This is a genomic window from Sphingobacterium sp. LZ11T8 (assembly GCF_024261425.1).
In the GTDB taxonomy this organism is placed as follows: Bacteria; Bacteroidota; Bacteroidia; order Sphingobacteriales; family Sphingobacteriaceae; genus Sphingobacterium.
This window is the reverse complement of the sequence record NZ_JANBZY010000001.1, coordinates 786423-802318: the sequence shown is the minus strand read 5'-3', so window position 1 is coordinate 802318 and position 15896 is coordinate 786423. Positions and strand designations below refer to the sequence as shown.

The window sequence follows — 15896 nt, the reverse complement described above, 5'->3', positions numbered from 1 at the left end:
GAATTAAATAACCTCAGTACATTTATCAGGAATAAGTTGTGAATAATTTCTATTTTAGTAGTCTGTTATACTATATCTAACATATAATCTGCGTCTTAACCAAAAGACACTCGAAAGAGTATTTATTGCATTAAATCATCTGATTTAAATGCACAGATAATTATATCCATTTATTTTATTAATCATAAACAAATAATTGATTGTCAAATCGATCGGCTTGTCATTGTTCGAAGCATTCAGCAATCAAAATGATGGTAATTTTTAGAATATTATGAGTTTTAAGCAATTAATTAGTAGAGATATAGAGTTATTTTACAATAAAGCTTCGGAAGAAACTCGGCTTGAAAAGGGAATGGGCGTATTCGAATTTGAAAGAATCAAGTCTCTCATAGAAAAACACATCCTCACTTCTCCTTTAACCATAATTGATATCGGTGGTGGTACAGGAAGGTATTCAGAATGGCTAGCAAAAAAAGGACATAAGGTTCATTTGGTAGAGCCAGTTTCAAAACATATAAAAATTGCTCGGGAAAGAGCTAGAAAATTGAAAAACAAATTTTCAATACATATAGGAGAATCTCGAAAGTTGGAATTCTCAGATAATTATGCAGATCTTATTATTCTTCACGGGCCTCTTTATCATCTCCAAGAGAAAGAAGATAGGCATTTAACCATTTTTGAGGCTAAACGTGTTTTGAAAAACAACGGAATTATATTGGGTTTTGCCATTAATTACACTGCATCAACTTTGGTAGGGCTATTGAATGGATTAATCCATAAAGGATCATTTTTTGAAATGTGCAAAGAAGAATTGACTACCGGCAAACATAATCCACCCAACGATTTTCCATGGCTCTTAGCAGAAGCATTTTATCATAAGCCCGAACAATTAAAGGATGAATTTTTAAAACATGAGTTAACCTATCTAAATATGTATGCAGTTGAGGGCATGGTATGGTTAGATAAAGATTTTTTTGCCAATATGTTGAACGCTAAAAGACGAAAAACATTAATAGAGCTGATCCAATTAACTGAAAATGACAGCTTCCTCCTGCCTTTCAGTCCACATATGATGATAGCTGTACAAAAAAGATATAATTATGGAAAATAAAGAGAAATATTACAAAGAATTAATAGAAAATGATGGTCTATTTAACGAAATTGACTTAGGAGAAAGAATGGGGTTGACCGAAGATGAAACCCTCGAAATAATTACACATCTTCTTTCGGAATATAAAATTGAATATATTAGAAACAGAGGCTGCAATTACAGTCCGAAGAAAAGAGCGAAGAGAAACCAAATTGCAAGTAAAAGATGAGGAAATAACAAAATAACCTGATTGGCTTTTTTAATATTGTTCTCTCACAACTCTTCAGTTCGATATTGAACAAAATCTTTTATTTTTTTCTCTAGTTATTGTTAAAAAAAGAATCTTTTAAGGAAATATTTAAACAGGCAATTTTTTATTGATTTGTATATCGATTTTAAAATATGAACATATAGATTTTTTATATGTTCATATTTCTACGATTTTTATGCCCAGAATTGCCTTTCCAACAACCTAAAAACTCCCCACTCTCAGCCCACTCTCATTCGAGGCATATTCGGGAAATGTCTTGAATTTCACCCTAAAATTCTCGGCACTTCCTTAACCATTTTCCCTGCTCAAAACCAAGTCCCATTCCAACCAACTTTACCATCCCCCCAATCCCCTTCCACAGCCCTTCGAACATACCAGCAGAACCCCTTCATTCATTTTGCGAATTTTCGGAATGTGTCTCGAATGAGACCCATACGATACCCCTTCGATTTCATAAAAAAAACCTTAAACTCATTCACCTAATTGTCCCTTGTTTTTTTGACTTGTTCCGTTACGGTGGGCAATAACCTAATGATCCAATCGACCACGGTTTTCTTTTTTTTGATCTGATATTTTTGCATAACTTCTTTTATGTTAAGGTCTCCCTTAACAATAGAGGTTACGGCCTCAATTTTTATAGATTCTTCAAATTTCATGGTTTCACTATTTATTATTTATAATCTGGTTTCGCGTCTAGATTGAGATGGGGTCAGGAAATTGCTACTTTGCTCCTTTAGGATGATTTATGGGAGTTTTTGGGCTAATATTATCTTGAAAGTTAAGAAGATTTGACACAGAGTTCAGCTATGTGTTGTTTGTCTCAAATATTGGCTCATAGCACTGATGATCTTGTTGAATTTTGTATACTGCTGGTTATCAGTGTATTGTCGCTTTTGTGGTTGGAGATATCTGGATTTGGGCTAAAAATGATTTTCTAGGAGCGTTAAAACTTTTGTTGATTGTGTTACATGGTGTTAGCGGGGTTTCTAGAAATGGGGCTAGTAAAACAAGTAGGAGGCAATTTTACTAGGTTGTCTAGGGAGGGGGTAAATGAAAGATAAAACAATAGAGGTATAGCCTAAAAATTTATAGTTTCAGGCTAGAATTTAATCTTAGTGCTATGCTACGTATTTAGCTCTTTTTTTAGGAGGTTGATATAGGTCGATGGGGGCATTCCAGTGACTGCCTTGAATGAGGTTGAGAACTTGCTCAAGGATGAGTAGCCGCATTTTTGGGCGAGATATGCCAGTTTGAAGTCTAATAATTCCGGTGAGGTCTTCAACAGATTAAGGAAATATTCAATCCGTTTGTTTTGGATAAATTCATAGAAATCCATGTGGCGGTATTTCTGGATGATATAGGATACATATTTGGAATTTGTGCCCATCATGGAGGCGACTTGGTCAAGTTTTACATTTTTCTCGAGGAAGAACCTTTCAGCTTCTAGTTTTCCCAGTTTTCTATAGAGACAATTTTCTGTATACCTCGATATTTTTATTTGGTTCAGCTTTGTGTTGTGATTATTTAGACCATTGAGATCTGGGTAGCTAGTTTCTTCGGGTTCTGCGGACATCCCTGGACTCGCTGGTTGGCTTTCCGACATTACTTCGACGGGTTCTGGCTGAATCCATACTTTGCGTTTCCAAACGAGTAGGAAGTAAGCAGCAAAGACCAGGAATGAGATAATTCCGCTCAGGGAAATAATATAAAGAAACCTGTACATTTCTTCCCTGTCCCTAGTCTCCAAAAGCAAGCTAGCGGAGAGTATATTGGCCCGGTTTATCTTTGTTTTCAATAGCTCGGCGGATTTCTGGGTATAATAGAGCGCATTCTCCATGTTCCCAGTATCCTTATAATAGGCGGACCAGCTGTCGTAGGATATTTTCTCTAGCTCATCGTCCATTTCAACCGCTAGATATTGGTCCACCAAGGACAAGTACTGCTGTGCCGATTTAAAGTTACCCTCCTTCATGGCAATTTCTCCAAGGGCAATATAGACATGGGGTTTTAGGGAACAGTTTATATTGCTCAATTTGTTTAGGGCAGAATTGAGGAGGGAGTCTGCGGTTTCTAATTTCCCCGAGTTCATTTCAAAGATCCCCATGATCTGATCATTGGTGGCTTGGGCTACCATAATTTTCATTTTATCCTTGGCTTGTTTGGGAATTTGTTTTGCGGCAGAGCTAGCTAAAGCCGCGGCTTTTAAGTATTCCTTTATTTCCAAGGAGTGGTAAGCTTGTTCATGTAAAAGATCTACCAAAATAAATTGCTTTAGTTCAGAGTCTTTGATCATATTGTTGGCCTTCATTGCGCGGTCCAGGTATCTGCTGGATATGTTCATCAAACCTAAGGAACGAAAAGACTTGGCCAAAAAGCCTGAAATGGCAGCTTGGCATTGGAAGTTCAGGGTATAGGAAGCTAATGAATCCGCATGCATGGCGGTCCTGATCGATAGGGGGAAATTACCTTGTTGCCTATAGACATTTGCCTTGGTCATTAAAGCGGAAATACGTTGTTTATCACTATTGGCAACAACAATGAGTGAATCAGCATTCAGCACCACTTTATTGAGATCTTTTATCTCACTAGAAATAGGAGCGGCGCAAGGTATTTCATTGATTGTTTCCATGGCATTCCCTTGTGAATAGGCGTATTCAAAAAGGAAGCACAATGCAATTAATAAGTTACTAAAAATGAATTTCATCGATGTCAAAATTAAACAGGTTTTCTGGGCACATTTATTTTGTTTCCATTATGGTTAAATGAAAGTTCAACAGTTTATCAGAATCAATTACCTCAAATAATACAGCGCACTGACTATGGCAATAAAGTTTGCACAGAGCACAATCAGGAGGATATAGTCTATCCATCTCCAATCTCTGTTTATCTTTTGCGTTTTCTTCAATAAATCATGAGAATATTTTGAATAATCAAATAACGCCCTTAGCTCGTTGGATTCAATTACAACCTGGATCGTCTTGTCCAGTTCGCGCTTGAGATGTAACAGCGATAATTGGGTTGTTAAATATTCTACCTTATCAATATTGGCGCCTTGTGCGTCTAGTAGGTCATTAAGAGCCGTATCTAGATCTTCGTTTAATGTAATAGGTTTCTCTGGACAATTCTCTTGAATAACCGTTTTTAAGGATTTCTCGATTTCAATCAATGAAATCAAGACTTCTTGAGGGTTATAGGCAACGGGTTTCATATTAAGACAAAAGTTAATTCATGTAGTTAAATATCCACATTTTTTACTTTATCTTTTTATATTAATCCAATTCTTTACAAAAAAATTATTGTTATAAATAAAAATTTATGTAATTAATTATTTTGTTTCTCGATTTCTGGAGATGGTTCAGGCATGTAATATCCTTTCCCATTTTGCCTTCCATCCATCATAAGCTCAACTGATTTATTTTCTTCAAGTTCCTCTGTATACAATTCTTCATAGTCCTTGGTATACATTGCCCCAGGGACGACATTGATATCAAAAACAATCTCTTTGTATTCGGCATCCTTAAAATTCCCGTAAAGTGTAACATAATGTTTCACTGCTCCAATGTTCTTAGCGCTATTGTAGCTCAGGATAAGCTTCCGTTCTTTTTTGGGTGGGATTGAAAACCCGCCAATGCCGTCTGAGTTCTTCAGGCAACCACAAGAAGTAATAATATCTGTCAGGATTAAAGGTTCATCGCCGGTGTTTTTGATGTTAAAGACCAAATCCTTGAGCTCACCTGCTAAAATCGGAAAGTAATGCCTATGGTTATCTTCTATTTCCACGGTGGTTTTCCTGTCCTTGATGTCCATGCAACCTGTTATCAACAAGTTGATGATTGCTAAAAGCGAAATGTTAAAATATTTCAATTTCATCACATGCTATTACTGAATTGTTAATGCTTTTATTTTTGTTTATCCTTATTTCAATTTGTTGCTCTCCATCGACCATGACCTCCTTTTCAAGCTGGAATGTGTTGCCTTCTTGGATCAATTCCATGCCCGCGACCTTTGCGATGGGCTGCCCGTCTTTCAGTATTTCAATCTCGTCTGGCTTTAGCATCCGGTGCCTTGCATTATATAGGAACCGCATGCGGATTGTTTTTTTTCTTTCCTCTACGGATACCAGCTTACCTGAAACATTGATATCCTCTGCAGCTAATAACCAGCCTTGATTGAAATCGGAGAGGAATCCGGGCAGGTTGTCAGCCAATAGAGCAGCTTCTTCCAGTGCTTGCATGGTCTTTAATTCCAGCACCTTCTCGATCTGGAAAAGATTTCTGTTCATTGGATGGGCTAGGATCTGTTTCCATTCGGCGATATAGTTGCTTATCTCGCCATCAGTTTCCTTATAATGGTCCTGTTTGTATTTTTTGGAAAAGGCTGCCAATTCCAAGATGCTCTCCTCGGCCTTGGGATTGATCCATACCTTTCCTTCTCGTTCTGCAAGGAATCCGTTTTCAAAATTTCCAGTATGGTAGTCAAACTGGAGTTGGGTATAGGCCAAGCCTAATAATAATTTGTCAAGCTTTATCTTTTCTTCTCCTTTTGCTTTTTTGCTCAGTTCAGATAGATCGCTATGGAATTTTTGAAACCCACCTTGGTCTAAATAGGATTTCATCAGTTCTCTGAAAGGTAAATAAATTCCTATTTCAGATTTTGATCGACTTGATTTCTGTTCAATCGCTAAAAGATAATCAGCTATTAGCTTACCTGATGTTGGATATGTCCTTTTGCAATAGCCCTCGACTAGGTCTTTGGCATCCAAGCTTGGATCCATCATCATCGCACTTAGTACATAGGTCTTGATGTCTTCGAATGGAGAATAGTCATAGCCCGAACCGTTGAGGAAAAAGCCATTGATTCCGATAGAACGAAAGTAACTCAGCTGATTTTGAAAGCGATCTAATACGGGGTAAGGGCTCAAATAATCGTCGAAATTTGAAATATAGTCCCAGAGGTAGACCGCATTGACTTTATTTTTCCATTGCTCTACCAAGGTTCCAAAATCTTGGACAGCGGTACTGCTTGGGATGATTTTGGAAGATTTTGTGAAATCGATCGTGCTGATGAATACACCGGTGTTTTTTTCCATTTGAATGGAGGGAGCACGTTTAGTAGTCAGGTAGGCCGTGGTGAAAAATTGATAGTCTGGATACTGCTTTGCAAGGCTATTCAGCAGATTTGTAACTGCACCTGTTGCATCAGCTGTCTTGTTCCCCAATTCTTTACAAGTTTCACAAGTACAAGCGATGTTATTGTCATTGGGAGCGATCATAAAGTACTTTAAGCCATTTCCCTCTTGCCCGTCAAGATATGCTTTGATGGCAGCCAGGGTTTCTGCAGAGGAGAAACAAAATTGATCTTCATTTATACCCGCTTCGGTCTGCGCATAGGCTCTTTCAGGGATCTTTCCATTAAAAATCTTTTTAAAATTATGGCCCCAAATTCCCCAATCACGGTCTACGCTATTGGTATGGTAGATGCCTACTAGATCTGGGTCGGTATTACTGAGCAAGTGTGGCTCACGATAGTGAATCGCGAAATTGAATTGGCCTGTGCTGAAATGAATGATGGCAGGAGGGAGGTCATGTGCATCGATATCGACCTTGTCTCCCAAATGGGAGATAAGGCCATAAATCAGCCATATCATGGTTTCCCTGTTTTTTGCAAATAGGGAAAGCTTTCCCGGAACATTCTTGATCTCGTAATCAAAGCTTAAGTCAGGGACAAGCTCAAAATATATCTGGTTTGTTTTGTTTGTGGTATCTGGGCTATCTGTTCTGATGATGGATAGTTTGTTGCCTGTATTGCGCTTGGAAAGGTGCTGATTGAAATAATCAGCCATTGCAGCACTGCTCTGGTCTCCGTTAGAGCTGATAATTATCTTCTGTTCAGCAAAGTTGAACACATTGCTTTGGCCCTTACTGCTCGTGCAAGAGCTAAAGGCGAAAAGGCCGAACAGGGGTATGGTGAATCTAAAAAGATACATTCATTTGCAGGTTAATGTTGTACAGGTTTTTATAGGTACTGACTCCATCAATTAGGTTGGTTTGGAAGTTATACCATGACCCTAATGCGTTGGCTGAAATATTCCTTGAAATGTTCCTGCCGAATCCCGCGCCGACCATGGTATTGAGTACCTCAAAACTATTTTGGATCTGGAAGTCCATTAAGTCCAAGTCTGGAGAATTACCTACGCTGGCTATTGCAAGAACAAAGTTTCTAGGATTGTTCATGTAATATTGGCCCTTTACGCCTACGTTGTATAGGTAGCTGCTGCTGCCATTCTCCATTAGCATGAAATTGGAGATTTTCCCTGACAGGTTGAAGTCATCAATGGTCTTCATGACGCCTAGATTCAGGTTCATCAAGGATTCATCTGTGAAAAATCTCCTAAATCCAGCTCCAGCTTCAAGTTGCCAAGTTGGTTTCCATTCATACATGACGGTGGCATTTGTTGCAACCTTCAAGAAAAACTTATTGGCTAGGGCTAGGTCAATCCGGCTGGAAATCTCAGGTGTCCATGGTTTGCTCCATTCAAACTGTCCTTGTATTCCTTTTCCATTTTCACGTCCAGTATAGTTCAGGCGCCCGGTATATATGGATCCATCAGTATGTAAGCGGCTGTATTCTGCTGTGGAAATGGTCGTAAGGGCGTCATTGTCGCCGAACCTTGCCCTGAGGTGTGAAATACCCACCGTGTTCTTGAAAGATCGTTGCCCTAGGTAATCCAGATGCTGTTTAAAGTCTTCGAATTCCAATAGGGATGGATCATAATACCTTTGGTAATAATAAGCCGAATCATACTGCTTTAGGCCTTCATAGGCAGTACCTTTCAGATACTTCAAGGATTTGCTGTTTTCATTGTATTGAAGGGCAGTATCGATGACGGCTAGGGCTTGGCTATGTTCCTTGTTTTTCAATAACCTGGCAGCGTATTCTTCGGTAGTGCTACTGAAGGTGTTGACCAAGGGTTGGTGGAACGGGTTGAGTGTGACCTGATGGTGGAGCAGTTCCCAAGAGTCTCCTAAGGTTTCTGGCTTATGGTTCATGGCCTCTGCTAGCTTGATCTTAAATGGAATATCATCCAAATAAAGCTCTTCGGCCTTTTTGGCGTAAGAAAGCATTGCATCATGGTCCTTGAGTTGGTAACTGATATTGATCATGGCAAGCAGGGCGTCTTGATTATGTTCATCAACTGCCAACCACCTTTCGCATAGCTGTTTGGCTTCAATGAGTTTGTATTCTTCACGGAACTGTTTGATCCAAGGGGCTATGATTTCTGAGTAACCATTTTGCAAACGCAGTTTGTCCTCTGGGGAGGCTTGCGCCAGGACTTGCTCGTAAATACTTAATGCATAGTCATACCTACCCTGTTTATTGTATAGATCTGATTTCTTCATCATCAGGTCCAAGTTGCCTGGATCGTCAAATAACATTTCATCCAATACGACGATAGCTTCCTGAAGTCGATTGCTAGACTGGTAAGCATTATAGATACCTGCCTGGGCACTTTTTACCGATTCATGGTCGCCATAACGGATAACTTCTTGCCATTCTGAAATAGCTACCGTGGTCTTTCCCTAGTCCATGCTGTTTTTGGCACTTCTTAAGGTATTGGTGACATAAGACTCGCGTAGGTCCATGTCGTCTGGGTACTTGCTAAAAAGGTCTTTGGTTAGGCTAGCAACTTTAGGTTGGTTCTGCATCCTTTTATAGACGGTCAGTTCCTTCAGGTCGAGCTCTTTGCTGCCACCTATACTGTTTCGGTGCCTATTCAGGACATCGACAGCTTCCTCATATTGTTCTTGGCCCACGCGTTCATTGAAAACATAGGCGAATGCTTCCTCGTTTCCGGGCGAAGCTTCAAATATTTTTCCATATAGCGTTCCTGCATCGCCTTCCTTGGCATTGCGGGCCGCTTCAAGTAGAAAGTAGTTGTACTGGTTCCTAAGGTTTGCACTTCCACCTCGGTTCATCTCTTGACCAAGGAAGCCCAACAGCTCTGAATAGCGCTTCTGATGTTCTAGGACGGCTAGTTTCTTGCTGATGAAACCTTCGTTTCCTGGAAACTGGTTTAAGGCTCTTTCGGAATAAACCAAGGCGTTGTTATAATCCCCGGCCTTGATGTAGCTGTCTATAACCGAAAAATAACTCTCCTGCTCTTGGGGTTGGTCTTCTACTGATTTCCTCGCCAGTTCGATGGTCTTATCTATTTTTCCCGAATTGCGGACTTCAGCAGTGCGCTGCTCGGTAATATATGTTTGATCCTTGCGCAACTCGTGGTCTTCAGGATATATCTGTGCAATTCTTTTTAACAAACGATCAGCTTCCACTTGGTTTCCTGATACGCGATATAAATCAATCTTTTTTCGCCAAAGGTCTTTCAAATAGGGGTTTACCTCCAGCAACTCATTGACATAACAGATTGCACTTGAATAGCGCGCGGTCTCCGTTTCGACCGTAATAAGCATCTTCTTAGATTCAAGATTGCTAGGGCCATATTCCAATGATTTGACCAGTTCATACCTTGCTTTATCATATTGCTTGCTATGGATATAGTATTTACCCAGCATCATTCTCATATCGGAATCTTTGGGGTTTTTTTGCAAGATTTCCTCTGCTTTTTTCCTGCCTTCTTCCCAGCGCTGCTGGTTGTATAATGCATTGATTTGATTTACTTCCAAATTATTTTGGTTGGTAGACCCTGTGCTTTGAGCATAAGAAACAAGGCAAAAAAAGATCAGTCCAAAGGCTGTAATCATCCTTTTGGAGAATATAAATCTCTTTAACATATTATGTTGCGGTGTTTGTGTTTTTATTAGGTGCGTATCCCTGTCGGGTCATCTGGCCCCATTTGAAATCCTTTTTGGTAATGTACTGAACATAGCCTTTCAGGGTGAAAAAAACCACCAGCGGGTGATATAAAAAAGGCTCTAGGGCTGCAAAGAACACCAGCTTGAGATATTCCCAGAAATTTCTATACAACTTTCCAAGAACTAAATCATTGGAAACAGTGACTATCGAAACCACCAATCCAATTAAATAGGCATAGAGCAGCATCATCCAAAAGGTTTCGAAATTAACCTGACCTGTTAACAATAAAAACAGGAAGAATATAAAGCCCGCTATCTCAATGATTGGTGCCAGGAACTCAAAAAAAACAATATACGGCATGACGATCAGCCCCATTCTCCCATAATCTCTGTTCAAGAGGAATTTTCGGTGATCGACGATAAACTGAAGCATCCCGCGTCCCCACCTTGTTCTCTGCCTGTTCAAGAGGCTTATGTTGGGAGGTCCCTCAGTCCAGCATAGACTATAGGGACATTGAACTATTTTATATTTTCTTTTGTTCTCCCGCATAAACGCGACCATTCTCACGGTCATGTCCATATCCTCTGCATGGGAGGTGGAATCAAAGCCCCCAGCGGAGATTACGACCTGTCTATCAAACAAACCGAAGCCCCCAGAGACATTTGGAATGGAGTTGATCATCGACCAACCCATTTTTGCAACTAGGTATGACCTTAAATATTCAGTTTCCTGGAAAAGTGGAATCAATCGGCTCGGCGCTTTTACCCGGGTTATCTTTCCTTTCTCTACCTTGCAGCCATTCACCATGCGCATGGTGGCTCCTACGGCGATAACTTGTGTGTCGGAATCAAGGACGGGAAGAATGATTTTGCTCATGGTGTCCTCAGAAAGGATGCAGTCTACATCTGTATTGATGAAATGATCGTATTGAGCAATATTTACCCCTGCATTCATCGCGTCCGCTTTGGTACCTCCGTTTACTTTATCGACCACAATAAGCTTACTGAATGCCGGATTGCTGGATCGAAAAACTCTTTTTATGGGTTGACAGAACACCTTGTAGACATAATAATAGGGCACCTCCATCAATTCGAATTCCTCTTTCAAGATGTCGAGGGTCCTGTCGGTACTTCCATCATTCACGATGATCACTTCAAATGTTGGATAATCAAGATTTAAAAAGGAGTGAACACTGTCTGAGATAATGACTTCTTCATTATAGGCAGGTGCAACAATTGATATTCCTGGAGCTTGGTCAGGAAAGTCCTTTAGATAATTCTCTTCCCGCTTCGTGTATTTAAATCGATAGCGAATCGTTTTGAAATAGCTCATTACCATTAATGCCAGATAGAAGACCGCCAAGGCGGTGGCATAGAAGTAGATCAAATAGTTAAAGAAATAGGCCATTGGTTTGATATTGTGCTACTGTAAAGTTCTTTTCATTGGTTACTTGAGCTAATAGCATGTTTTCAGCTTCCTTTTTGGTCTTTGACACCTCGTTTTTAAGTGTTTCAAGTGCTTGTTGTCCTTCGATACCATGCTGACTGATCGCTCTCGCAATGTTTAATTTGCTGTTATTGTCATCAGTTGATTTGTAATTCTTGACCAAGAATTCCAATGACTCCTGGCAAGGCAGTATGGCCATGGTCCTGATAATGGCCTCACGGACCACCGTAGTCTCCATGGTATAGCGATCTATTAATTTAGGGATGCCCTCAAAGTAACCTAGCTCACCAAGGGTTTCTACCATTTGCACTCGGATATCCCGGTTTTCATGCTTATCAAGTAAGTCTGTCAAGGTCTCTGAGGCTTCTTCTTGTTTGAAATATCCTATTTCCCTCAAGATGAAGATGATATACTTTGGGCTCTTGGAGCTGTTCACCCAACGCAATAAGTTTGGAAGCTTTCCATCCCTAGACCTCTTGATTAAGGTAGAGTGAAGCCGAAGTTTATCTAATTGGGTAAACTCCTCATCGAAGTTTTCTTCCATAAAACGAAAGGGGTTGTATTTGTCTTGGTTGGTGTATAGATCTCTTGCGGCTTTCCTGATATCCTTGTTTTTATGGAAGGTTGACTTAGAAAGGACGCCGGTATTTACACCGTTGTCAAATTCTCCTATGACCAACAAGGCTTCTTTTCTTTTATCAAAGCCTGAGTTTCTAATTCTTTTCTCCCAAAAGCCCATTAAACCTAAGGCTTCAAGACTGTTCTTGTAATTGAGATCATTAAATTGGCCAGCTTTCATCAGTTCGCTTTTGACATCCAATAAAACGTCGGTTACATAATCAGATTTCCAATGTTTCAAACTTGTAATATTGAACTCCAATAGTCTTTGGATCTCTTCTTTTTCATATATCGAAGGATTTTTAATGATAAAAGAAAGTTTATCATAGAAATGGTTTGCAGTTTTCTGTTTCTTTTTCTCAGTCCTGTTTAATTGATAGCCTATGACCAATAGGCGGGTAAAAGCTAGTATGGTTACCACTATTAAAAAAAGGACCATTACAAAAGTGACTCTAGCAATTGGCGGATAGCCGCTGAATATAGTACCTATATAATTTAGGTAGTACGTGAAGTATTCAAAGTTCATAATCAATATTTTTATAATAATTAATTGACAATCTTTTGATCTTGCCTAGAATTGGAGGGAAGTGTAACGTATAATTGGCGTTGCATTTCATCGATTCTCGCTTAAACAAAGCTCATTAATTAGGTTTGGATTTATTGTCTCATTTTCTCCATTTTCGGAAAATACAACAATAACGGACACTCGTTTTTATAGGTAATTTTTTGCGTTATTAATTTGTATATTAATGATAATAAGGGTTTTATTAATTCTAGTGTTCGTTTTTCAAACAATTTGTAGAAAATCCAAATTTACTATTAGAAAAAACTTTTTCCATACTGTTAAGCGGTTCAAATAGGGACAAATGGGGTGACAACCCCTGTACATCGGTATTTATTCACAGGTGTTTCAGTCAGGTGTTTTTGTGCCAATAAGCTGTATGCTTGGGATAGCCGTAAAAAGGAGGCCATATTATTCGAGCAATAGAAGATGTTGTGAGCCAGGCTTAAGGAATTGCCTAGAAGAGAGGCTTTCCTGCCTTTGATTAAGGCCGAAAGCTTCTACGGAATTGAAAGCAATAGTGAGGAGGACTCCCTATTGAAACCAAGGAAACACCTGGGGAATTATTATTGGGCTATAAGTTGGTCATTCCTGAACTTATGCGGTGAGCAGCCATGGATAGCCTGGAAATTCCTATAGAAGGAAGCACGGGAACTGAATCCACAAATACCGGCTAAATCCTCAATCGTATAGTCCATCACTTGTTCCTTGAGCTTCTTCTCTGCATAAGCCATCCTTAATTGATTGATAAAGCTCGTATAACTTTCTCCGTACTCGTATTTTAGGAATTGACTCACATGACGGATCGGAATCCCTAAATCAGAGCTGAATTTTTCCTTCGTTAGCTCACTATCAAGATAGCCCTGGGAATTGACGAACTCGATAATCTTGAGGTTGTAAGCCATGAACAGATCTGAATTTGGATGGGTAGCATTAGCGCTTTGTTTTGTGGGCTCATAATAGTTAATATCATATATTATTATGTCACTTCCCTTTTCTACTAAGTTCCCTTTTGAATGATAGAAGTTGATATTTGCCGAGTAAATAAGGGTTAAAGTAGAGAGGAACATGCTGATTAAAGTGAGTCTACCTGCCCATATAAATTCTATGTCTTTGGTAAAATTGGTTAAAGAAAGGATTATTATGGTAATGATGGCTGAAAATAGACCAATAACAACCAATCTAGGAAGTAATTGAAGCTTTTCCCTCAACCTGTTTAAAAAGTATCTGGGCTGAATAATGACAAAATAGATGAAAAAATGTATAAGGACCAATCCCGAATTAAATAGCGGGACAAAATTCATGAAAGAATTGTACTGGAACGATAAGTTATTTACAAATACCAAGTAGATAATAAAGAATATTACAAACGGAATTAAGTGTACCCATAAATTCTTTTTTTGCTTGCCACGAAGTCTGTTGGAAAGAATCATAAGTGCAGGTCCGTAAAGAAAACCTATGGGGATGTTGAGAATGTAAAAATGTGCTTCATCATCAATCATGTACAAAAATGGAATGATCGTTAAGAATAAGATAGTTAACAATAGAATTGTGTATAGGCCCCAATGATGTATTTGTCTTTTTACACCCTGTATTAACTTCAGGACCAACAAACTATTAATAATTATGAATATGGAGATAAAGGATAAAATCATGTGGTTAACGCATTTAATGAATATTCTGATTCAAAATTTTATTAACAATTGGTCAGATATTTGAGATCTCTATCTTATACTAATTTAACTTATTTATCCTCGAAAGTAAAGATTGGTTAACTTTTGTTTAATCTTTGTAGCGTATCGTCTACTCTTTACGGGTCGTATGGTTAATAGTTTACCCGATTTGTTAAATCATTAACTCTTGTTTCATTTTGAGTGGTTTAAGATTAATAAATAGGATAAATTATATCAAAATAAAGTATTGAGACATGCTGGATATAGAGGTGCGAAGTATTAAGGCATTTAAAGCTACAATCGCTTTATTATTGCTATTATTGCCCAAAAAGGAGGGTGTTTAACCTAAAATGGATTAAATGACCATTATGTTTAGCTATAGAGGCAATGTGGTCTAAAAGGAAAGAGATTTTCTAGGGAAAGCCCTGAGGGAAAAAGATTAAGGGGTAAGATTAGCCTACCCATCGAAGCTAATTCTTACCCCAATCATCACATCAGTAACAGTATTTAAGGTACAAATACCATTGACTTAAAACGATCTTCTCTATTATGGGTTCAACAGTTCGTAAACCCGAACATAATCTACTTGATAAACATTAGGGAATGAGGCTTCATCAATGCCTTTTAATCCGCCCCAATTACCTCCGACTGCCAAGTTCAGCAACCAGTGGAACTTCTTGTCAAATGGCCAAACGCCGCTTCCTTTACCTTCATTTGGAAAGTGCAGGATCTGTTCGCCGTCCACAAAACCTCTGATATACTCAGGAGTCCAGTCCACGCGGTATTCGTGAAATTCGGTGGTCGCATTTTGAATCTTCTTAATGGCTTCCTTTTGGGTGCCCTTAACATGGTTATAATCTTCGGTGTGCATGGTGATATGCACTACATCCGGTTCGTAACCCACATGTTCCAGGATATCAATTTCCCCAGAAGCTGGCCATGGGCCGTATGCCCAGTCGGTAGGCAACATCCATGCTGCTGGCCAAGTTCCTTTTCCAGCAGGAACCTTTGCCTTTACAACGAACCTACCATACAGGAAATCACCTTTGTCCTTGCTGATCAAGCGGGTTGAAGTATAGTCAGCACCTTCAAATTTTTCCTTTCTGGCGGTAATGCTCAAAATGCCATCGGCAATATTCACGTTCTCCGGACGGGCATTGGTATAATATTGCAATTCATTATTTCCCCATCCGTTATCGCCTCTTCCTACATCATAGCCCCATAGTTCGGAATTGGGCAGACCATCCTTATCGAATTCATCAAACCAGACCGGTGTCTCCGAATACTTGTATTCTTTAGGTTTTGGGGCCGGAGGAGGTTCAGGGATAACGATATTGTTCTCGTTCGATTTTTCTGAACAGGACAATAGTATAAGGATAGGTAAGATCCAAAAGCTCATATTTCTCTTCATTTTTAAATTGT

General features: G+C 39.2%; 13 protein-coding genes. 2 read left to right on the top strand and 11 right to left on the bottom strand.

Features of this window, described 5'->3' with window-relative positions; genetic code table 11:
- The first annotated feature begins 271 nt into the window (after positions 1–271).
- Together NLF99_RS03370 and NLF99_RS03365 are read left to right on the top strand one after the other, a co-directional pair.
- A complete protein-coding gene (locus tag NLF99_RS03370; RefSeq protein ID WP_254526716.1) occupies positions 272–1111 on the top strand; it encodes a bifunctional 2-polyprenyl-6-hydroxyphenol methylase/3-demethylubiquinol 3-O-methyltransferase UbiG in 840 nt (279 codons plus the stop codon).
- Positions 1101–1319, top strand: a complete 219-nt coding sequence (locus NLF99_RS03365) for a hypothetical protein (RefSeq protein ID WP_254526715.1) — start codon at positions 1101–1103, stop codon at positions 1317–1319. Before NLF99_RS03370 ends, NLF99_RS03365 begins: the two co-directional genes overlap by 11 nt.
- 521 nt (positions 1320–1840) lie before the next feature.
- On the opposite strand, the gene NLF99_RS03360 is transcribed toward NLF99_RS03365, so the two are convergent.
- The 11 genes from NLF99_RS03360 to NLF99_RS03310 form a co-directional block, all read right to left on the bottom strand.
- Complete coding sequence (locus NLF99_RS03360; protein ID WP_254526714.1) at positions 1841–2017, bottom strand: hypothetical protein; 177 nt, start codon at positions 2015–2017, stop codon at positions 1841–1843.
- A 467-nt stretch (positions 2018–2484) separates the two neighbouring features.
- Positions 2485–4065, bottom strand: coding sequence for a helix-turn-helix domain-containing protein (locus NLF99_RS03355; RefSeq protein WP_254526713.1), 1581 nt, complete (start codon positions 4063–4065; stop codon positions 2485–2487).
- Between the two features lie 87 nt (positions 4066–4152).
- On the bottom strand, positions 4153–4569 hold the full coding sequence (locus NLF99_RS03350; protein WP_254526712.1) for a hypothetical protein: 417 nt from the start codon (positions 4567–4569) through the stop codon (positions 4153–4155).
- 113 nt (positions 4570–4682) lie between these two features.
- Positions 4683–5231, bottom strand: coding sequence for a DUF1573 domain-containing protein (locus NLF99_RS03345; protein ID WP_254526711.1), 549 nt, complete (start codon positions 5229–5231; stop codon positions 4683–4685).
- Positions 5212–7347, bottom strand: coding sequence for a DUF4838 domain-containing protein (locus tag NLF99_RS03340; RefSeq protein WP_254526710.1), 2136 nt, complete (start codon positions 7345–7347; stop codon positions 5212–5214). Before NLF99_RS03340 ends, NLF99_RS03345 begins: the two co-directional genes overlap by 20 nt.
- Positions 7334–8797 (bottom strand): hypothetical protein, encoded by a 1464-nt coding sequence (locus NLF99_RS03335; RefSeq protein ID WP_254526709.1) that lies wholly within the window; start codon positions 8795–8797, stop codon positions 7334–7336. The genes NLF99_RS03340 and NLF99_RS03335 overlap by 14 nt, the downstream gene beginning before the upstream one ends.
- Before the next feature lie 144 nt (positions 8798–8941).
- The gene (locus NLF99_RS03330) at positions 8942–10153 is read right to left on the bottom strand and encodes a lipopolysaccharide assembly protein LapB (RefSeq protein WP_254526708.1); all 1212 of its coding nucleotides are present in this window, start codon (positions 10151–10153) and stop codon (positions 8942–8944) included.
- A gap of 1 nt (position 10154) precedes the next feature.
- A complete protein-coding gene (locus NLF99_RS03325) occupies positions 10155–11582 on the bottom strand; it encodes a glycosyltransferase (protein WP_254526707.1) in 1428 nt (475 codons plus the stop codon).
- Complete coding sequence (locus NLF99_RS03320) at positions 11566–12765, bottom strand: HEAT repeat domain-containing protein (protein ID WP_254526706.1); 1200 nt, start codon at positions 12763–12765, stop codon at positions 11566–11568. The genes NLF99_RS03325 and NLF99_RS03320 overlap by 17 nt, the downstream gene beginning before the upstream one ends.
- Before the next feature lie 602 nt (positions 12766–13367).
- Positions 13368–13706: a helix-turn-helix domain-containing protein gene (locus tag NLF99_RS03315; RefSeq protein ID WP_254526705.1), complete on the bottom strand. Its 339-nt coding sequence runs from the start codon at positions 13704–13706 to the stop codon at positions 13368–13370.
- Between the two features lie 1315 nt (positions 13707–15021).
- Positions 15022–15885, bottom strand: coding sequence for a family 16 glycosylhydrolase (locus tag NLF99_RS03310; RefSeq protein WP_254526704.1), 864 nt, complete (start codon positions 15883–15885; stop codon positions 15022–15024).
- Positions 15886–15896: the final 11 nt, after the last annotated feature.